This window comes from Pseudoxanthomonas suwonensis 11-1, assembly GCF_000185965.1.
GTDB lineage: Bacteria > Pseudomonadota > Gammaproteobacteria > Xanthomonadales > Xanthomonadaceae > Pseudoxanthomonas > Pseudoxanthomonas suwonensis_A.
This window is the reverse complement of sequence record NC_014924.1, coordinates 1,194,027-1,211,540: the sequence shown is the minus strand read 5'-3', so window position 1 is coordinate 1,211,540 and position 17,514 is coordinate 1,194,027. Positions and strand designations below refer to the sequence as shown.

General features: G+C 70.8%; 20 protein-coding genes. 16 read left to right on the top strand and 4 right to left on the bottom strand.

The annotated features are described in order from the left end of the window. The first annotated feature begins 22 nt into the window (after positions 1-22). From PSESU_RS05360 to PSESU_RS05285, 16 genes are all read left to right on the top strand, one after another. Complete coding sequence (locus tag PSESU_RS05360) at positions 23-1,018, top strand: KpsF/GutQ family sugar-phosphate isomerase (protein ID WP_013534750.1); 996 nt, start codon at positions 23-25, stop codon at positions 1,016-1,018. A 25-nt stretch (positions 1,019-1,043) separates the two neighbouring features. Continuing rightward, the gene (locus PSESU_RS05355; RefSeq protein WP_049782417.1) at positions 1,044-1,610 is read left to right on the top strand and encodes a KdsC family phosphatase; all 567 of its coding nucleotides are present in this window, start codon (positions 1,044-1,046) and stop codon (positions 1,608-1,610) included. Beyond that, positions 1,607-2,164 (top strand): LPS export ABC transporter periplasmic protein LptC, encoded by a 558-nt coding sequence (lptC, locus tag PSESU_RS05350; protein WP_013534748.1) that lies wholly within the window; start codon positions 1,607-1,609, stop codon positions 2,162-2,164. Before PSESU_RS05355 ends, lptC begins: the two co-directional genes overlap by 4 nt. Beyond that, on the top strand, positions 2,142-2,666 hold the full coding sequence (lptA, locus tag PSESU_RS05345) for a lipopolysaccharide transport periplasmic protein LptA (RefSeq protein ID WP_013534747.1): 525 nt from the start codon (positions 2,142-2,144) through the stop codon (positions 2,664-2,666). The genes lptC and lptA overlap by 23 nt, the downstream gene beginning before the upstream one ends. After that, entirely contained in the window at positions 2,666-3,388 is a 723-nt protein-coding gene (lptB, locus tag PSESU_RS05340; protein WP_013534746.1) for an LPS export ABC transporter ATP-binding protein, read from the top strand. The genes lptA and lptB overlap by 1 nt, the downstream gene beginning before the upstream one ends. Positions 3,389-3,430: 42 nt before the next feature. Then, positions 3,431-4,855, top strand: coding sequence for an RNA polymerase factor sigma-54 (locus PSESU_RS05335; protein WP_013534745.1), 1,425 nt, complete (start codon positions 3,431-3,433; stop codon positions 4,853-4,855). 58 nt (positions 4,856-4,913) lie between these two features. Then, positions 4,914-5,231 carry a ribosome hibernation-promoting factor, HPF/YfiA family gene (gene hpf / locus PSESU_RS05330; protein ID WP_013534744.1) on the top strand — a complete coding sequence of 106 codons (318 nt, stop codon included), beginning with the start codon at positions 4,914-4,916 and terminating at the stop codon, positions 5,229-5,231. Positions 5,232-5,330: 99 nt separating this feature from the next. Then, positions 5,331-6,284: an HPr(Ser) kinase/phosphatase gene (hprK, locus tag PSESU_RS05325; protein ID WP_013534743.1), complete on the top strand. Its 954-nt coding sequence runs from the start codon at positions 5,331-5,333 to the stop codon at positions 6,282-6,284. Beyond that, positions 6,281-7,153 (top strand): RNase adapter RapZ, encoded by an 873-nt coding sequence (gene rapZ / locus PSESU_RS05320; protein ID WP_013534742.1) that lies wholly within the window; start codon positions 6,281-6,283, stop codon positions 7,151-7,153. The genes hprK and rapZ overlap by 4 nt, the downstream gene beginning before the upstream one ends. A gap of 87 nt (positions 7,154-7,240) precedes the next feature. Continuing rightward, the gene (locus PSESU_RS05315; RefSeq protein WP_013534741.1) at positions 7,241-7,633 is read left to right on the top strand and encodes a PTS sugar transporter subunit IIA; all 393 of its coding nucleotides are present in this window, start codon (positions 7,241-7,243) and stop codon (positions 7,631-7,633) included. After that, on the top strand, positions 7,626-7,895 hold the full coding sequence (locus PSESU_RS05310) for an HPr family phosphocarrier protein (protein WP_013534740.1): 270 nt from the start codon (positions 7,626-7,628) through the stop codon (positions 7,893-7,895). The genes PSESU_RS05315 and PSESU_RS05310 overlap by 8 nt, the downstream gene beginning before the upstream one ends. 62 nt (positions 7,896-7,957) lie before the next feature. Further along, positions 7,958-9,667, top strand: a complete 1,710-nt coding sequence (gene ptsP / locus PSESU_RS05305; protein ID WP_013534739.1) for a phosphoenolpyruvate--protein phosphotransferase — start codon at positions 7,958-7,960, stop codon at positions 9,665-9,667. 103 nt (positions 9,668-9,770) lie between these two features. Beyond that, a complete protein-coding gene (gene mgtE, locus PSESU_RS05300; RefSeq protein ID WP_013534738.1) occupies positions 9,771-11,132 on the top strand; it encodes a magnesium transporter in 1,362 nt (453 codons plus the stop codon). Positions 11,133-11,252: 120 nt separating this feature from the next. Beyond that, complete coding sequence (locus tag PSESU_RS05295; RefSeq protein ID WP_013534737.1) at positions 11,253-12,116, top strand: DNA ligase; 864 nt, start codon at positions 11,253-11,255, stop codon at positions 12,114-12,116. 322 nt (positions 12,117-12,438) lie between these two features. Then, positions 12,439-13,239 (top strand): alpha/beta hydrolase-fold protein, encoded by an 801-nt coding sequence (locus tag PSESU_RS05290; RefSeq protein ID WP_013534736.1) that lies wholly within the window; start codon positions 12,439-12,441, stop codon positions 13,237-13,239. Between the two features lie 13 nt (positions 13,240-13,252). Continuing rightward, complete coding sequence (locus tag PSESU_RS05285; protein ID WP_013534735.1) at positions 13,253-13,519, top strand: hypothetical protein; 267 nt, start codon at positions 13,253-13,255, stop codon at positions 13,517-13,519. 245 nt (positions 13,520-13,764) lie between these two features. Here PSESU_RS05285 and pgi read toward each other — a convergent pair whose 3' ends face one another. The 4 genes from pgi to panB form a co-directional block, all read right to left on the bottom strand. Beyond that, complete coding sequence (gene pgi, locus PSESU_RS05280; RefSeq protein WP_013534734.1) at positions 13,765-15,279, bottom strand: glucose-6-phosphate isomerase; 1,515 nt, start codon at positions 15,277-15,279, stop codon at positions 13,765-13,767. After that, positions 15,279-15,659, bottom strand: a complete 381-nt coding sequence (gene panD, locus PSESU_RS05275) for an aspartate 1-decarboxylase (RefSeq protein ID WP_013534733.1) — start codon at positions 15,657-15,659, stop codon at positions 15,279-15,281. The genes pgi and panD overlap by 1 nt, the downstream gene beginning before the upstream one ends. A gap of 135 nt (positions 15,660-15,794) precedes the next feature. Then, the gene (gene panC / locus PSESU_RS05270) at positions 15,795-16,637 is read right to left on the bottom strand and encodes a pantoate--beta-alanine ligase (protein WP_013534732.1); all 843 of its coding nucleotides are present in this window, start codon (positions 16,635-16,637) and stop codon (positions 15,795-15,797) included. Positions 16,638-16,664: 27 nt separating this feature from the next. Then, positions 16,665-17,480 carry a 3-methyl-2-oxobutanoate hydroxymethyltransferase gene (gene panB, locus PSESU_RS05265; RefSeq protein ID WP_013534731.1) on the bottom strand — a complete coding sequence of 272 codons (816 nt, stop codon included), beginning with the start codon at positions 17,478-17,480 and terminating at the stop codon, positions 16,665-16,667. Positions 17,481-17,514 lie beyond the last annotated feature (34 nt).

Genomic DNA, 17,514 nt, shown 5'->3' with positions numbered 1-17,514 from the left:
CGGGACCTTCCCGGGCCGATACATGAGCGCAGCCGCCGTGCCCCACACCGAATCCGTGCAGCTGGCCGCCGCCGGCCGTCGCGTGTTCCAGGTCGAAGCCCAGGCCCTCGAGGCCGTCGGCGCACGCATCGGCGAGGCCTTCGCCAGCGCCTGCAGCCTGATCCTGGCCTCGCCCGGCCGGCTGGTGTGCACCGGCATGGGCAAGTCCGGCCACGTGGCGCGCAAGATCGCGGCGACCCTGGCCTCCACCGGTACCCCGGCGTTCTTCGTCCACCCGGGCGAGGCCGGCCACGGCGACCTGGGCATGATCACCGATACCGACATCGTCCTGGCCCTGTCCTACTCGGGCGAGTCCGACGAGGTGCTGATGCTGCTGCCGGCCCTGCGCCGCCAGGGCAACAAGGTGATCGCCATGACCGGCCGCGAGCATTCCACCCTCGCGCGCGAGGCCGACATCCACCTGGACGTCAACGTCCCCGCCGAAGCCTGCCCGCTGCACCTGGCACCGACCTCCTCGACCACCGCCTCGTTGGCGATGGGCGACGCGCTGGCGGTGGCGCTGCTGGAGGCGCGCGGCTTCACCGCCGACGACTTCGCCCGCTCGCACCCGGCCGGCAGCCTTGGCCGGCGCCTGCTGCTGCACGTGACCGACGTGATGCACGGCGGCGAGGAGCTGCCCTGCGTGGGCGAGGAAGCCAGCGTCGCCGAGGCGCTGGTGGAGATGAGCCGCAAGCGCCTGGGCATGACCGCGATCGCGGCGGCCGACGGCACCCTCGCCGGCATCTTCACCGACGGCGACCTGCGCCGCGCCCTGGACCGCGGCATCGACGTGCGCCAGGCCGGCATCGCCGAGGTGATGACCCGCAATCCGCGCACCATCGACGCCACCCAGATGGCCACCGAGGCCGCGCACCTGATGGAACAGCACCGCATCAATGGCCTGGTCGTGATCGATGGCGAGCGCCGCCCGGTGGGCGCGCTGAATGTTCACGACCTGTTGCGAGCACGCGTGGTTTAACCGCCCCATGTCCCCGGAACCGACCGTGCCGTACGACCCGCTGTCCATCATCGCCCCCGAGATCGCCGAACGCGCGCGCCAGGTCCGCCTGGTGTGCCTGGACGTGGATGGCACGCTTACCGACGGCCGCCTGTACTTCGATGCCGCCGGCAACGAGATGAAGTCCTTCAGCGTGCTCGATGGCCAGGGCCTGGTGCAGCTGCGCAAGTTCGGCTTCCACGTCGCCCTGGTCACCGCCCGCCCCAGCCTGGTCGCGCAGAAGCGCGGTGCCGACCTGGGTCTGGACACCCACATCGGCGTGCTCGACAAGCTGGCCTGCATGGACGGCCTGCTCGAACGCCATGGCCTCGACCGCGGGCAGGCCTGCTTCGTCGGCGACGACCTGCCGGACCTGGACTGCCTGCGGGTGGTCGGCCTGTCGGTGGCGCCGGCGACCGCGCATCCGTGGATCGCCGAGCAGGTGCACTGGCGCACGCGCGCGCGCGCCGGCGAAGGCGCGGTGCGCGAGGTCTGCGACGTGCTGCTGGCCGCACATGGCCACGTACCGGCGATCCTCGCCGGGCACGGCTCCCGCGACGGGCGCCGCGCATGAACTGGCGCCTGCTCCTCGGCGTGGTCCTGCTGCTGGCCGCGGTGGTCACCGGCTGGTCGGCGTGGAAGATGCGCGGCCGCGATGCCGTGGCGACCGGTGGCGGCGAGCGCTCCGACTACGTGCTGCGCGATTTCGAGCTGGTCGTGCTGGGCAAGGACGGCAGCGAGACCGTGCGCGTGCAGTCGCCGGAACTGCAGCGCCGCGACGACGAGAGCATGGACGTGGCCGAGCCGGTGTTCCTCACCCCGGCCGAGCCCGGTCCGTGGAAGCTGACCGCCGAGCGCGGCTGGATCAGCCCGGATGGCGAGCTGCTGCGCCTGGACGGCAGCGTCTCCGGCGACAGCGACCCGGCCAGCCCCGCGCCGACGAAATTCCGCACCGACTCGCTGGAACTGCTGCCGGGCCAGGACCTGGCGCGGACCGACAAGGCGGTGAGCCTGTCCCGCCCTGGGCTGTCGCAGACCGGGACCGGCATGGAAGCCAACCTCAAGACCCGCCAGTACCGACTCCTCTCCCAGGTCAGGACACGCTATGAACCTTCCGCGCGCCCTTAAGCCGCAGGCCGCCACCCTCGCCCTCGCGGCGCTGGCCCTGCTCGCGTCCGCCACGGCCCTGGGCAAGAGCTCGGACCGCAACCAGCCGATGACCATCGACTCCGGTGCCTCGGAATGCAGCCAGGGCGGCAACATGCAGTGCGTGTTCACCGGCAACGTCGAGATCGTGCAGGGCAGCCTGCGCATCAACGCCGCGCGCGCCGAGATCATCCAGCGCGGCGAACAGATCGAGCAGGTGATCCTCACCGGCAAGCAGGCCACGATGCAGCAGGACATGGACGACGGCAGCACCATGAACGCACGCGCCGACCGCATCGTCTACGAGCCGAAGAAGGAACTGCTGACCCTCACCGGCAACTACCAGGTCGAGTCCCCGCGCGGCAGCAACAGCGGCCAGCGCATGGTCTACAACATGGCCAGCGGCCAGATGCAGAGCGGCGGCGACGGTACCCGCGTGCGCACCGTGATCCAGCCGCGCGCCCAGAACAAGGAAGGCAGCTGATGCTCGTCGCCGAAGGCCTGCGCAAGAAGTACAAGCAGCGCGAGGTGGTGCGCGAGTTCGGCCTCACCCTCGACGCGGGCGAGGTGGTCGGCCTGCTCGGCCCCAACGGCGCCGGCAAGACCACCTGCTTCTACATGATCGTCGGCCTGGTCGCCGCCGACGCCGGGCGCATCGTGCTCGACGGCCGCGACATCACCGCCGAGCCGATGTACACCCGCGCCCGCCTCGGCGTGGGATACCTGCCGCAGGAGCCGTCGGTGTTCCGCAAGCTCACCGTGGCCGACAACATCCGCCTGGTGCTGGAACTGCGCGAGGACCTGGAGGACGAGGACGCGCTCGAGGCCGAGCTGTCCTCGCTGCTGGACGAACTGCAGATCGGCCACGTCGCCGACCAGCTCGGTGCCAGCCTGTCCGGCGGCGAGCGCCGCCGCTGCGAGATCGCCCGCGCCCTGGCCGCGAAGCCGCGGCTGATGCTGCTGGACGAGCCCTTCGCCGGCGTCGACCCTATCTCGGTCGGCGAGATCCAGCGCATCGTCACCCACCTCAAGAACCGCGGCATCGGCGTGCTCATCACCGACCACAACGTGCGCGAGACCTTGGGAATCTGCGACCGTGCGTATATCCTCGCCGAGGGAAGCGTACTGGCGCAGGGGGCGCCGGACGCACTGCTGGCCAACCCGGACGTGCGCCGGGTGTATCTCGGGGAAACATTCCGCCTCTGACCCCCCGGCCCGGCAGCCCATGGCTTCCTTTCTGGCAGGGACATGAAGGCAAGGCTGCAGACATCGCTGGGACAGAGCCTGGTCATGACGCCCCAGCTGCGCCAGGCCATCCGCCTGTTGCAGATGTCGACCGTGGAGCTGCAGGCCGAAGTCGCCGAGGCGATCGAAACCAATCCGCTGCTGGAATGGACCGACGAGGCCGAGTTCCAGGCGCCCGCGTCTTCTGGCAGCGACACCGTCTCTCCGGAAACCAGCGAGGCCGCACCGCCCGACGATGGCGGCGGCGAGGACTGGGCGCCGGAGGAAGTGGCCTGGCAGTCCCCCGGGGGCCAGGGCTACGACGAGGACGGCGAAGGCGCGGCCGAGCGCATGGCCGAGGTCGAGACGCTCGCCGACCACCTGCTGTGGCAACTGCACCTCTCGCCGCTGTCGGCGCGCGACCGCCGCATCGGCGCGATGCTGATCGATGCGCTGGACGAGGACGGCTACCTGCGCGAGCCGCTGTCGTCGATCGCCGAATCGCTGCTGCCGGAAACCCGCGCCAGCGAGGAGGAAATCCTCACCGTGCTGCACCAGGTGCAGCGCTTCGACCCCGCCGGCGTCGGTGCGCGCGACCTCGGCGAATGCCTGCGCCTGCAGCTGCAAGTGCTGCCCGAATGCACCCCGGGCCGCGCCCTGGCCCTGCGCATCGTCGCCGGGCCGATGGAGCGGCTGCCGAAGATCGGCACCCAGGGGCTGGTCCAGGAACTGCGCGCGCCGGTCGACGAGGTCGAGCAGGCCGTGCAGCTGGTGCGCTCGCTGGATCCGCGTCCGGGCAAGCAGCTGGCCGAGGTCGAACACGACACCTACGTGGTGCCGGACTGCGTGATCTGGCGCCAGCGCGGGGTATGGAAGGCGGCGCTGTCGCAACAGGCGCAGCCCAGGGTCTCGATCCATCGCGGTTACGAACAGCTGATCCGCCGCTGTGGCGACGGCGATGCCGGCTACCTGCGCACCCAGCTGCAGGAAGCGCGCTGGTTGCTCAAGAGCCTGGAGGCACGCGGCGAGACCCTACTGAAGGTGGTGCGCTGCCTGCTGCGCCAGCAGGCGGCTTTCCTGGAGTTCGGCGGGCAGGCGTTGCGCCCGCTGACCCTGCGCGAGGTCGCCGCCGAACTGGGCCTGCACGAATCCACCGTGTCCCGCGCCATCGCCCGCAAGTACGTGCGCACCCCGCGCGGCACCCTGCCGCTGAAGGCGTTCTTCGCCTCGGGCATCGACACCGACGGTGGCGGCGAGGCGTCCAGCACCGCGATCCAGGCCATGATCCGCCGCCTGATCGACGACGAGAACCCGCGCAAGCCGCTTTCTGACGCCAAGCTGGCCGACATGCTCAAGCAGGGCGGCGTACCGGTGGCGCGGCGCACGGTGGCGAAGTATCGTGAGCTCATGAACATTCCGGCATCGCACGAGCGGGTCCGCATCGGCTAGCAAACGCGACCTGCATCGTGCGGGGCCGCCACAGCGGCAACCAAGAAGGAGGTTCACGATGCGCATCGAAACGTACGGCCAGCAGCTGGAGATCACCCCGGCACTGCGCGATTACGTGGAGGAGAAGCTGCGTCGACTCGATCGGCATTTCGACCAGCCGATCTCCGCGCGGGTCCAGCTCGGACTGCACAAGCCCAACCACCGCGCCGCCGCGGACCTGACCGTTCCGGGCCGTACCCTGCACGCCGAGGCCGAGGCCCAGACCATGTACGCGGCGATCGACCTGCTGGCGGACAAGCTGGACCGCCAGATCCTCAAGCACAAGGAAAAGACCCAGGACTACCAGGCGCCCCGCGTCCTCCCGGACGTGGGCTGACCCGCCCCGCGTCCCGGCCGGCCCCTGCCGGCCGGGACGCGCGAGCCCGTTTGGGCGACAATCACGCGACCCCAGCCAGCCAAACAGGACCCGGGCCGCATGAGGAATGCCAGCATCACCGCACGCGAACTGTTCGAGCAGCAGCAGGAGAAGCTGTCGCTGCGCTGGCTGGCCGGACAGAAGGGCGGGATCCGCGAGATCGACTCCGGCGACACCAACGCCCGCCGCCCGTCGCTTGCCGGCTACCTCAACGCCATCTATCCCAACAAGGTGCAGATCCTCGGCAGCGAGGAACTGGCCTGGCTCGACTCACTGGACTCGCGCCAGCGCTGGGAAACCATCGAGAAGATCACCCAGGCGCGTCCGCTGGCGCTGGTGATCAGCAAGAACCAGTCCTGTCCGGAGGACCTGCGCGCCGCCGCCGAGGAAACCGACACCCCGCTGTGGGTCTCGCCGCGCCGCGGCCACGAGCTGCTCAACCACCTCTCCTACCACCTCGCCCGCACCCTCGCCCCGCGCGTGACCCTGCACGGGGTGTTCATGGAGATCTACTCCATCGGCGTGCTGATCACCGGCGAGGCGGGGTCGGGCAAGAGCGAGCTGGCGCTGGAACTGCTCAGCCGCGGCCACCGCCTGGTCGCCGACGACGCCCCGGAGTTCACCCAGATCGCGCCCGACGTGCTCGACGGCACCTGCCCGGAGCTGCTGCAGGACCTGCTCGAGGTACGCGGCCTGGGCGTGCTCAACGTGCGCGAGATGTTCGGCGACACTGCGGTCAAGAAGAACAAGTACCTGCGCCTGATCGTGCACCTGACCCGGCCGATGACCGAGCCCAACCCGCACGGCTACGAGCGCCTGACCGGCGATTCCGGCACCCGCCACGTGCTGGACCTGGACGTGCCGCTGATCACCCTGCCGGTGATGCCCGGCCGCAACCTGGCCGTGCTGACCGAGGCGGCGACCCGCCTGCACATCCTGCGCACCAAGGGCATCGACCCGGCGGCGATGTTCATCGCCCGCCACAGCAACCTGCTGGAGCGCCGCGGATCATGAGCGCACCCCGCCCCACCCTGGTGATCGTCAGCGGCCTGTCCGGCTCCGGCAAGTCGGTGGCGCTGAAGACCTTCGAGGACCTGGACTACTACTGCGTCGACAACCTGCCGCTGGAGCTGCTGCCGTCCTTCGTCGCCTCGCTGGTGCGCGAGGACGGCCTGCCCGAGCGCATGGCCGTGGGCATCGACGTGCGCAGCCGCAGCGCCGACCTTGGCGAGCTGGCCGAATGGCGCGCAGCGGCCGAGTCGCTGGGCGTTGACGCGCGCCTGCTGTTCTTCGAGGCCGAGGACCACATCCTGCTGCGGCGCTACGCCGACACCCGCCGCCGCCATCCGCTGAGCCGGCTGGGGCTGTCGCTGCCGGAGGCGATCGCGCGCGAGCGCCAGATCATCGCCCCGCTGCGCAGCGAGGCCGATGCGGTGATCGACACCAGCCACCTCAACGTGCACCAGCTGCGCCGCCAGGTCATCACCGGCTTCGCCCTGGAGCACAGCCCCGGCCTGTCCCTGCTGTTCGAGTCCTTCGCCTACAAGCGCGGGGTGCCGGAGGAAGCCGACTTCGTGTTCGACGCCCGGGTCCTGCCCAACCCGCACTGGGAACCGGAGCTGCGCCCGCTCACCGGCCGCGACCAGCGCGTGCGCGACTACCTGGACGGCCAGCCGGAGGTGGACGCCTACGCCCGCCAGGTCGCCGACTTCCTCGACACCTGGCTGCCGCGCCTGCGCAACGACACCCGCGCCTACGTGACGGTGGCCTTCGGCTGCACCGGCGGCAAGCACCGCTCGGTCTACCTGGCCGAACGCCTGGCCGCCCATGCCCGCGCCCAGGGCTGGAGCGAGGTCGCCACCTACCACCGCGAGCAGGACTGAGGCCGGCGCCACCGTTCCCGGCATCGGCGGCGCCGTCCCGCCGGAAAAGGCGCGACGGCGGTCATGGCCCTCTGTTAACTTCCCGCCATGGCATGTGGCATTCTCCTGATCACCCATCCCGGCGTCGGTAGCGCCCTGCTCTCCGTCGCGACGGCGCTGTTGCGCAAGCTGCCGCTGCAGGCGGAGGCCTTCGAGGTCCCGTTCGACGCCGACCTCGGGCAGCTGCTGCCGGCCGCCTCGGCGGCGCTGCGGCGGGTGGACGGTGGCGACGGCGTGCTGGTCCTGACCGACCTGTACGGCGCCAGCCCCAGCAACCTCGCCGCGCAGGTGGCAAGGCTCGGCACGCCGGTCCGGCGTGTCTCGGCGCTGAGCCTGCCCATGCTGCTGCGGATCATGAATTATCCGGAACAGGGACTGGACGAACTGCCCGCCACCGCGGCGGCGGGCACGCGCAATGGAGCGATCATCGACGATGCTTGAACGTGAACTCACCGTGTCCAACCGCCTGGGCCTGCATGCCCGGGCAACCGCCAAGCTGGTCCAGGTGCTGGCCCCCTTCCGCTGCGCCGTGACCCTGCAGGCCAAGGGACGCGAGGTCAACGCCAAGAGCATCATGGGCGTGATGCTGCTGGCCGCCGGCCAGGGCACCCCGGTGACCGTGCGCACCGACGGGGTCGACGAGGCCGAAGCCATGCAGGCCGTGGTCGACCTGTTCGAAAACCGGTTCGACGAGGACGCCTGAACCATGCGCCGGCCGGGCCACCGCCACGTGCCGGTCGAAGCCGTGGGCGGGAGCCTGGCCGGATGAGGCTGGCCTTCGCCGGCCATGGCGCTTCCCGTGGCCTGGCCCTGGGCCGGGCGCGGGTGCGCCTGCCGCATGCGCTCGAAGTCGCCGAGCAGCGGGTCCCTGCCGCACGCACGAAGGACGAGGCCGCGCGCCTGCACGAGGCGCTGGAAGCCACCCGCGCCGAGATGCGCACCCTGCGCGAGAAGCTGCAGGGCGCCCTGTCCAGCGAGGCGATCGAGTTCATCGACCTGCACGCCCTGCTGCTGGACGATCCCGAGCTGGTGCAGGCGCTGGAAGCGCTGATCCAGCAGGAACGCTATTCCGCCGGCTACGCCCTGCGCGTGCAGCGCGACCGCCTGGCCGCGGTGTTCCAGTCCATGGACGACCCCTACCTGCGGGCGCGCCTGGACGATCTCGACCACATCATCGGCAGGATCAACGCCCACCTGCACAGGCACGACCCGCTGCCGCGCGGCACCGCCGGCGAGGTGCTGGTGTGCGAGAACGTGGCGCCCTCGGAGCTGGCCCAGCTGCAGGCCGCGGGCGTGGTGGCGATCGTCTCGGCCGCCGGCAGCCCGCTGTCGCATACCGCCATCCTCGCCCGCAGCCTGCACATGCCGCTGGTGGTGGGCGCGGCCGAGGTGCTGTCGCGGATCAACGACGGCGACGTGGTCATGGTCGACGGCGAGAGCGGCCAGCTGGTGCTGGACCCGGACGCCGGAGACCTGCGCCGCTACCGCGAGCTGCAGCAGCGCGACCTGCGCGAGCGCCGCGACCTCGAGCGCCTGCGCAGCAAGCCCACCCGCACCCGCGACGGCGTCGACATCGCCCTCTACGCCAATGCCGAATCGCGCGAGGACGTGGCCCGTGCCCACGCCCTGGGCGCGGCCGGCGTCGGCCTTTACCGCACCGAGTTCCTGTTCCTGCAGGACCGCGAAACGCCGGACGAGGAGGAGCAGTTCATCGCCTACCGCGACGCGGTGCTGGCGATGGGCGGGCGCCCGGTCACCTTCCGCACCCTGGACCTGGGCGCGGACAAGGCCGACCGCGCCGGCCTGGCCCTGGCCAACGAGGACAACCCGGCGCTGGGCGTGCGCGGCGTGCGCCTGTCGCTGCTGTACGACGCGGTGTTCGACACCCAGCTGCGCGCCATCGTCCGCGCCTCCGCCTACGGGCCGGTTCGGGTGCTGGTGCCGATGGTCTCCTGCCGCGAGGAGGTGCTGATCGTGCGCCGCCGCCTGCGCCGCGCGGTGGCCGCCGTGCGTGGCCGCGGCGTCTCCGTGCAGGTGCCGCCGCTGGGGGCGATGATCGAGGTGCCGGCCGCGGCCATCGGCGTGCACGGCCTGGCCGACGCGGTCGATTTCCTTTCCATCGGTACCAACGACCTGGTGCAGTACCTGCTGGCGGTGGACCGCAACAACGACGCCCTCGGCGACCTCTACTCGCCTCTGCACCCGGGCGTGCTGCGCCTGGTCGCCCACGTGCTGCGCGCCGGCAACGAGCACGGCGTTCCGGTGGCGGTATGCGGCGAGATGGCCGGCGATGCGCGCCTGGCGCCGCTGCTGCTGGCCCTGGGCCTCAAGGAGTTCAGCCTGCACCCGGCCGGACTGCTGGAACTGCGCCGCGCGATCCGCGACTGCGACCTGTCGCAGCTGCAGGCCCGCGCTCCCCGCCTGCTGCAGGCGCGCGACCGCCGCGGCATCGAGCGCTGGCTCGCCACGGCCTGAGCGGCCTATCCAAACCCCGCGTGCGCGGGGGATAATGCGCGCCATGAACGCCTGACCTGCCGCGCACCTCCGTTGCGGCACCGCCCCCAACCCGGAGACGCGCATGGCCGAGGCCGTCCGCTACGACAAGACCGCGCGCCAGCTTCGCCTGCTGTCCGATGCGCTGGACAGTGGCCGGCTGGGCCCGGTGCGGCGGCTGGTCAACACCCTCTCCCCCGCCGAGATCGGCAACCTGCTGGAGTCGCTGCCCCCGGGCAAGCGCGAGGTGGTGTGGGGCCTGGTCGACGCCGAGGACGACGGCGAGGTGCTGCTGCATGTCGGCGACGAGGTGCGCGAGAGCCTGATCGCGGACATGGACCCGGACGAGCTGGTCGCCGCGGTCGAGGACCTGGACATCGACGACCTGGCCGACCTGGTCGAGGACCTGCCGGACACGGTCATCGACGAGGTGCTCAAGTCGATGGACCGCGAGAACCGCGAGCGCCTGGAGCAGGTGCTGTCCTACCCGGAGGACACCGCCGGCCGCCTGATGAACCCGGACGTGGTCACCGTGCGCGCCGACGTCAACGTCGACGTGGTCCTGCGCTACCTGCGCCTGCGCGGCGAGCTGCCGGACCACACCGACCACCTGTACGTGGTCAGCCGCCGCCACCAGTACCTGGGCCGGGTTCCACTGGCCGCGCTGGTGACCCATGAGGACACCACCCCGATCAACCGCCTGATCGACGACGAGCAGCCGGCGATCGACGTGGGCGAGAGCGCGCAGGAAGTGGCGCGCCGCTTCTCCGACCACGACTGGGTGTCGGCGCCGGTGGTGGACGAGAACAACATCCTGCTCGGCCGCATCACCATCGACGACGTGGTCGACATCATCCGCGAGCAGGCCGAGCACCAGGCGCTGGGCGCCGCAGGCCTGGACGAGGACGAGGACCTGTTCTCGCCGGTCAAGCGCGCCGTGCGCGGCCGCGTGGTGTGGCTGGGCATCAACCTGTTCACCGCCTTCATGGCCGCTGGCGTGATCGGCCAGTTCGAGGCCACGCTGGAGAAGGTAGTGGCGCTGGCGGTGCTGATGCCGATCGTGGCCGGCATCGGCGGCAATGCCGCGGTGCAGGTGCTGACCCTGATGGTGCGTGGCCTGGCCCTGGGCCAGGTGGGCTCGAGCAATGCCGGCATCCTGATGTGGAAGGAGATCCGCGTCGCCCTGATCAACGGCGTGCTGATCGGCGGCATCGTCGGCCTGATCGCGCTGCTGTGGTTCCGCGACCCGGTGCTGTCGCTGGTGATCGCGATGGCCCTGGTGATCAACTTCTGCGCCGCGGCCGCCGCCGGTGTGCTGCTGCCGTTGCTGCTGCGGCGGATGAACATCGACCCGGCCGTCGCCGGCACCGTGGTGGTGACCGCGGTGACCGACGTGATGGGTTTCTTCTGCTTCCTCGGCCTGGCGACGGCGATCCTGCTGCACTGAGGGCGGCTTCCAGGCGACCCGGACGCTCGGCAATCTCCTACACGCGCGGCCGGCTTCGGCCGATTCCACCGTGCCAGCCCGGGTACGAAGCTGTGGCCTTCCCCGGCCACCCTCGTGCCCATGCGTTTCCTGCTGCTCGCCCTGCTCTGCCTGCTGCCAGCTTCCGTGCTGCCGGCCGTCCCCCCCACTACGGCGCCCGCGCCTGCTCCGATGCTGGCCTCGACCTGGCGCGGCGGGCTCGCGGTGGACGCCTTCCTGGTCAGCGAGAAACTGGACGGCGTGCGTGCCCGCTGGGATGGCAGGCGGCTGTGGACCCGCGGCGGCGCGCCCATCGTTCCACCTGCCGGCTTCACCCGCGGCTGGCCTTCCCAACCGATGGATGGCGAGCTGTGGGCCGGGCGTGGCCGCTTCGAGGAAGTCAGCGCGCTGGTGCGCCGCAGTAGCGGCGACGCGCGCGACTGGGACAGCGTGCGCTTCATGCTGTTTGACCTGCCCGCCCACCCCGGCAGCTTCGCCCGGCGCGTCCAGTACATGCGCGAGCTGGTCGCCAAAGCGCGCAGCCCGACCCTGGCCATGATCGAACAGCGGCGCATCGCCACGACCGCGGCGCTGGATGCCGAACTGGCGCGGGTGGTGGCCGCGGGCGGCGAGGGCCTGATGCTGCACCGGGCCGATGCGTTGTACCGGCCCGGCCGCAGCGACGCACTGTTCAAGTACAAGCCGCACGCGGACGCCGAGGCCCAGGTCGTCGCACACCTGCCCGGCAAGGGCCGCCTTGAGGGGCGCTTGGGTGCGCTGCAGGTGCGTACCCCGGACGGGCGCAGCTTCCGCATCGGCAGCGGCTTCAGCGACGCGCAGCGCGCCGATCCGCCGCCCATCGGCAGCTGGGTCACCTACCGCTACAGCGGCCTCACCAGCAAGGGACTGCCACGCTTCCCGCGTTTCCTGCGTATCCGCCATGAGCTTCCACCGGCGGATCCGTAGCTCCGGGTCCCCATGGGGAGAGGCGGCGTGTCTGGGCGCAATCGGCACGCATGTCGTCGAATGCCCGCGTCCCGGCGGACCCGGGCCGGGCGCGGAGCGGCGACCGGGGAAAGAGGGTCGGAATGGCATCCACCGCTGGTCACTGCAGCATCAAGACATGCGCCACTCGGCGTAGCGTCACGAGCACGCTTGCCGCCCGTTGGGAAGGACGACAGGCCAGCGGAGCAATACCCGTGCGGACGCGATTCCCGTAGTGCGGGGCGTGTCCCTACCTGGCCGCTCCCATGGCGCTAAGCTGGTCCCCCGTCGCGGAGACCTCCCGATGCGCAAGACCCGCCTGCTATTCCTGCCCGCCCTGCTGCTGAGCCTGCTCGTGAGCGCCTGCCAGAACCGTCCCACGCCGCCGCCCACCGGCACCTTCGTCCAGCGCAGCATCGAGTACGCCGGCCGCACCCACCTTTATGCGGTGTTCGTGCCTGCGGCCACGCACCAGCAGGGCCCGCTGCCGGTGGTGCTTTTCCTGCACGGCTCCGGCGAGCGCGGCAGCGACGGCCACGCCCAGACGACCTCCGGCCTCGGCCCGTACCTGCGCCGCAATGCCGATGCCTTCCCGGCCCTGGTGGTGATGCCGCAGGTCCCGAAGAACGAGGAATGGACCGGCGCCAACGCGCGCATGGCCCTGGCGGCGCTGGACGCGGCCAGCGCCGAGTTCGGCGGTGACCCGCGGCGCACCTACGCCACCGGCATGTCCATGGGCGGCTATGGCACCTGGGAAGTGGCGCTGCTGGAACCGCAGCGCTTCGCCGCGCTGGTGCCGGTTTGCGCCGGCGTGCTCGCGCCGCGTGCGGTGCGCCCCACCCTCTACGTCACGCCGGTAGCCGACGCGACCGATCCCCACGCCGAGCTGGTACGGCGGCTGCGGCACGTGCCGGTGTGGATGTTCCATGGCGCCCGCGACGACCTGGTCCTGCCGCACGACGCCCGGCGCGTGCACGAGCTGGCCCGGCAGGCGGGCGCGGATTTCCGCTATACCGAATACCCCGAAGGCAACCACAATGCCTGGGACGCGACCTATGCCGATCCCGCGATGTGGGACTGGCTGTTCGCCCAGCGCCTGCCCTGAACCGGATCTTCCTGTGCCCCTGCTGATCGACAACTACTTCCAGCCCGGATGGCGCCTGCGCGTCGTGACCTGCGCCGCCTGCGAATGGGAAGGCGACAGCCGTGCCATGACCCTGGAACCGCACGAGGACCTCAGCGAGTACCTGTGCCCGCAGTGCGAGGACATCGTGCTGGTGGTCCACCATCCCGACCTCGCCCAGGTCCGGGCCGCCGCCGCGGCCGGCCATCCCGAGGCGATCGAGCAGCTGGCGCTGATGCAGGAATACCTCTCCCGCAAATAGAAGCCCACAAAAACCGGGGTCAGAGTGCGATTTCCATCGCCAGCCGGGCAGGAAAAACCCGGGTCAGAGTGCGATTTCACGCCTGCCGGACAGCGGTTGGCGGCCTGGGAGGAAATCGCACTCTGGCCCCGGTTTTCCTCTTGCGGGAAATTGCACTCTGACCCCGGTTTTTTCTGCTGCCGTAGGAAGCAGAAGGCGCCCACCTTGCGGCGGGCGCCTTCTGTAGCACTGCGGGCCGGCTGCGATCAGCCGCGCAGGCGCGCGATCAGCGCTGCGGTCACCGGGTCCTGCGCCTGGCTTTCGCCACGCAGCGCCGGCAGCAGGGTGTTGGCGACCTGCTTGCCCAGCTCCACGCCGAACTGGTCGAAGGCGTTGATGCCCCACACCACCGACTGCACGTACACGCTGTGCTCGTACATGGCCAGCAGCGCGCCCAGCGAACGCGGGGTCAGCGACTCCAGCAGGATGGTGGTGCTGGGACGCCCGCCCGGATAGGCGCGGTGCGGGTCCTCGCTGGCCTGGCCATTGGCCAGCGCCTCGGTCTGCGCCAACAGGTTGGACATCAGCGCTTCGTGGTTCTGCGCGTACGGATCGTCATTGCGCACGGTGCCGATGAAATCGGCCGGCACGATCCCGGTGCCCTGGTGCAGGGCCTGGAAGAAGCTGTGCTGCACGTCGGTGCCGGCGCCGCCCCACCACACCGGGACGGTGTCGCCATCGACCGGGCTGCCATCGACCTTCACCCGCTTGCCCAGTGATTCCATCACCAGCTGCTGCAGGTAGGCCGGCAGCAGGGCCAGGCGCTGGTCGTAGGTCATCACCGCATGCGAGGCCAGGCCCAGCGCGTTGCGGTTCCACACCGCGGTCAGGCCGTGGCGCACGGCGAGGTTGGCTTCCAGCGGCGCTTCCAGCACGTGGCGGTCGAACCCGGCCGCGCCGGCCAGCAGCTGGTCGAAGGCCTCGGTGCCGATCGCCAGCGCGATCGGGAAGCCGACCGCCGACCACAGCGAGTAGCGTCCGCCCACCCAGTCCCACATCGGCAGCACCCGTTCCGGTGCGATGTCGAACGCGGACGCGGCACGCCCGGGGTTGGCGCTGACCGCGTAGATGCGCTCGCTGCTGCCCAGCCAGTCGCGCACGATGGCGCCGTTGAGCAGGGTCTCCTGGGTACCAAAGGTCTTGGAGATGAACACCGCCGCGGTGCGCTTCGGGTCCAGCGGCGCCAGCACGCGCTGCGCGGCGGCGCCGTCGACGTTGGAAATGAAGTGCACGCGGAAGCGGCCCGGCAGCGGGCCGCGCAGGGCATCGGCCACCAGGCGCGGGCCCAGGTCCGAACCACCGATGCCGACACTGACGATGTCGGTGACGTCGCTGGCTTCCAGCTCGCGCACCAGCGCGTGCATGCGCTGGCGCACTTCCGCCGCGGTCTGGTACGCCTCGCGGGCCACCGGTGACTGCGACAGGTCGCCGCGCAGCGCGGTGTGGAGCACAGAGCGGCCTTCGGTCAGGTTGATCTTCTCGCCGTCGAACAGGCGCCGGAACGCAACCGGCAGTTCGAGCTGGCGGGCCAGCTGCAGCAGCGCATCCCACGCCGCCGCGTCGTAGCGCTGGCGGGCGAAGTTCGCGTACAGCGGCCCCACCTGCAGCGCATGGGCGTCCACCCGCCCCGGTTCGTCTTTCAGCAGCCCGGCGATGCCCGTGCCTTCAAGGCGCGACGCGTGGGACTGGAGGGATTCGAAACCGGTGGCGGATGTCGTCATCAGGCAGCCTGCTTGGGGATTGAATGGTTGGTATGGGTGATGCGGTTCTGGCCGTCCACGTACACCAGGTTCGGCTCGAACGCGTCGGCTTCGGCGGCGTCCATCGACGCGAACGCGGCGATGATCACCAGGTCGCCCACCTGCACGTGGCGCGCGGCGCCGCCGTTGAGCGAGATGATGCCGCTGCCCTCGTCGGCGCGGATGGCATAGGTGGTGAAGCGCGCGCCGTTGGTCACGTCCCACACGTGCACCTGCTCGAACTCGCGGATGCCGGTGGCTTCCAGCAGCAGTCCGTCGATCGCCACCGAGCCTTCGTAGTTGAGCTCCGAATGGGTGACGGTGGCGCGGTGGATCTTGGCTTTGAGCAGGGTCAGGTGCATGGGGGAAGTACTCCGGGTCTTGGATGTTAGCAATGCACGCGCCGCGGTTGTGGCACGCACGTGCAACGCATGCGGGTGCGGGACCGTTGCATGCGAAAGCGTCGCTGGAACGGCGGGCCACGCTGGCCCGCCAGGTCAGAACTCGAGGTTGTCGATCAGGCGCGTATTGCCCAGCCGCGCGGCGACCAGGGCCACCCGCGGACCAGGCTCGCCGTCGGCCGGCTCGGACAGGTCCGGACGGCGCAGCACGGCGTAATCGACCACGAAACCGGCGTCGGCCAGCGCGGCGCGGCCTTGCGCCTCGACCTGGGCGCGCGGGGTGCCGGCCAGGTGGGCGTCGCGCATCTGCCCCAGCACGCGGTGGATGGTGGCCGCGCGCGGCCGCTCCTCGGCGCCCAGGTACTGGTTGCGCGAGCTCATCGCCAGGCCATCGGCCTCGCGCACGATCGGACCACCGATGATCTCGATCGGGAACTGCAGGTCCGCCACCAGCTGGCGGATCACGGCCAGCTGCTGGTAGTCCTTGAGCCCGAACGCAGCCACGTCGGGCAGCACCTGGTTGAACAGCCGGCTGACCACGGTGCAGACGCCGTCGAAATGCCCGGGACGGCACTCGCCTTCAAGCACGCCGCTCACGCCCGGCACGTGCACCCTGGAGGCCAGCTCGACGCCGAACGGATACATCGACTCGACCGTCGGCAGCCACAGCACGTCGCAGCCCGCGTCGGACAGGCCCGCTGTATCGGCGTCGGGGGTACGCGGATAGCGGGTGAAGTCCTCGTTCGGCCCGAACTGGGTCGGGTTGACGAACACGCTGGAGACCACGCGGTCCACGTGCTGGCGCACCAGGCGCACCAGCGAGAAGTGGCCGGCGTGCAGGTTGCCCATGGTGGGCACGAAGCCCACGCGCAGGCCTTCGCGTTTCCAGCCACGTACGCGTTCGCGCAGCGCGTCCAGCTCGGTAATGGTTTCGATCATCGTACTGCCAGGAAGGAGGGGGGAGGCTCAGGCGTAGGCGTGGGCGGCATCGGGGAAGCTGCCGTCACGCACGGCCTCGGCATAGGCGCGCACGGCGCCGGCCACCGAGCCGCCTTCGGCCAGGAAATCCTTGACGAAGCGCGGACGGCGATGGCCGCTGTCCAGCCCGAGGAAGTCGTGCAGCACCAGCACCTGGCCGTCGCAATGCGGGCCAGCGCCGATGCCGATGGTGGGGATCCCGAGCGAGGCGGTGATCTGCTGGGCCAGCGGGGTCGGCACGCATTCGAGCACCAGCATCGAGGCGCCGGCCTCCTGCACCGCCAGGGCGTCGGCGCGCAACCGCGCCGCGGCCTGCTCGTCGCGGCCCTGCAGCTTGAACCCGCCGAGCTTGAGCACCGACTGCGGGGTCAGGCCCAGGTGCGCGCAGACCGGGATGTCGCGTTCGGACAGGAAGCGGATGACGTCGAGCTTGTGGCCCGCGCCTTCCAGCTTGACCATCTGCGCGCCGGCCTGCAGCAGCGCCACCGAGGCGTCCAGCGCCCGCTCCGGGGTGGCATCGGCCTGGAACGGCAGGTCGCTGACCAGCAGCGCCTGCTTCAGCACCCGGGCCACCGCGGCGGTGTGGTAGGCGATGTCGGGCACGGTCACCGGCAGGGTCGAACCATGGCCCTGGACCACCATGCCCAGCGAATCGCCGACCAGGACCAGGTCGATCCCGTTCTGGTCCATGACCCGGGCGAATCCGGCGTCGTACGCGGTCAGCATGGCCATGCGACGGCCCTGGCGCTTGGCTTCGGCCAGCGCGGGGACGGTCCAGGGCTTCTGGTCGGCATGTACGCTCATTTCGGCATCCGGTTCGGCAAGCCGCGCATTATCG

Coding starts and splice junctions, on each gene's coding strand:
- lptB (WP_013534746.1), top strand. CDS start 2,666: ATGCTCGTCGCCGAAGGCCTGCGCAAGAAGTACAAGCAGCGCGAGGTG.
- PSESU_RS05315 (WP_013534741.1), top strand. CDS start 7,241: ATGGCATGTGGCATTCTCCTGATCACCCATCCCGGCGTCGGTAGCGCC.
- panB (WP_013534731.1), bottom strand. CDS start 17,480: ATGAGCGTACATGCCGACCAGAAGCCCTGGACCGTCCCCGCGCTGGCC.
- PSESU_RS05295 (WP_013534737.1), top strand. CDS start 11,253: ATGCGTTTCCTGCTGCTCGCCCTGCTCTGCCTGCTGCCAGCTTCCGTG.
- hpf (WP_013534744.1), top strand. CDS start 4,914: ATGCGCATCGAAACGTACGGCCAGCAGCTGGAGATCACCCCGGCACTG.
- rapZ (WP_013534742.1), top strand. CDS start 6,281: ATGAGCGCACCCCGCCCCACCCTGGTGATCGTCAGCGGCCTGTCCGGC.
- pgi (WP_013534734.1), bottom strand. CDS start 15,279: ATGACGACATCCGCCACCGGTTTCGAATCCCTCCAGTCCCACGCGTCG.
- PSESU_RS05335 (WP_013534745.1), top strand. CDS start 3,431: ATGAAGGCAAGGCTGCAGACATCGCTGGGACAGAGCCTGGTCATGACG.
- PSESU_RS05310 (WP_013534740.1), top strand. CDS start 7,626: ATGCTTGAACGTGAACTCACCGTGTCCAACCGCCTGGGCCTGCATGCC.
- mgtE (WP_013534738.1), top strand. CDS start 9,771: ATGGCCGAGGCCGTCCGCTACGACAAGACCGCGCGCCAGCTTCGCCTG.
- PSESU_RS05360 (WP_013534750.1), top strand. CDS start 23: ATGAGCGCAGCCGCCGTGCCCCACACCGAATCCGTGCAGCTGGCCGCC.
- panD (WP_013534733.1), bottom strand. CDS start 15,659: ATGCACCTGACCCTGCTCAAAGCCAAGATCCACCGCGCCACCGTCACC.
- hprK (WP_013534743.1), top strand. CDS start 5,331: ATGAGGAATGCCAGCATCACCGCACGCGAACTGTTCGAGCAGCAGCAG.
- lptC (WP_013534748.1), top strand. CDS start 1,607: ATGAACTGGCGCCTGCTCCTCGGCGTGGTCCTGCTGCTGGCCGCGGTG.
- ptsP (WP_013534739.1), top strand. CDS start 7,958: ATGAGGCTGGCCTTCGCCGGCCATGGCGCTTCCCGTGGCCTGGCCCTG.
- lptA (WP_013534747.1), top strand. CDS start 2,142: ATGAACCTTCCGCGCGCCCTTAAGCCGCAGGCCGCCACCCTCGCCCTC.
- PSESU_RS05290 (WP_013534736.1), top strand. CDS start 12,439: ATGCGCAAGACCCGCCTGCTATTCCTGCCCGCCCTGCTGCTGAGCCTG.
- panC (WP_013534732.1), bottom strand. CDS start 16,637: ATGATCGAAACCATTACCGAGCTGGACGCGCTGCGCGAACGCGTACGT.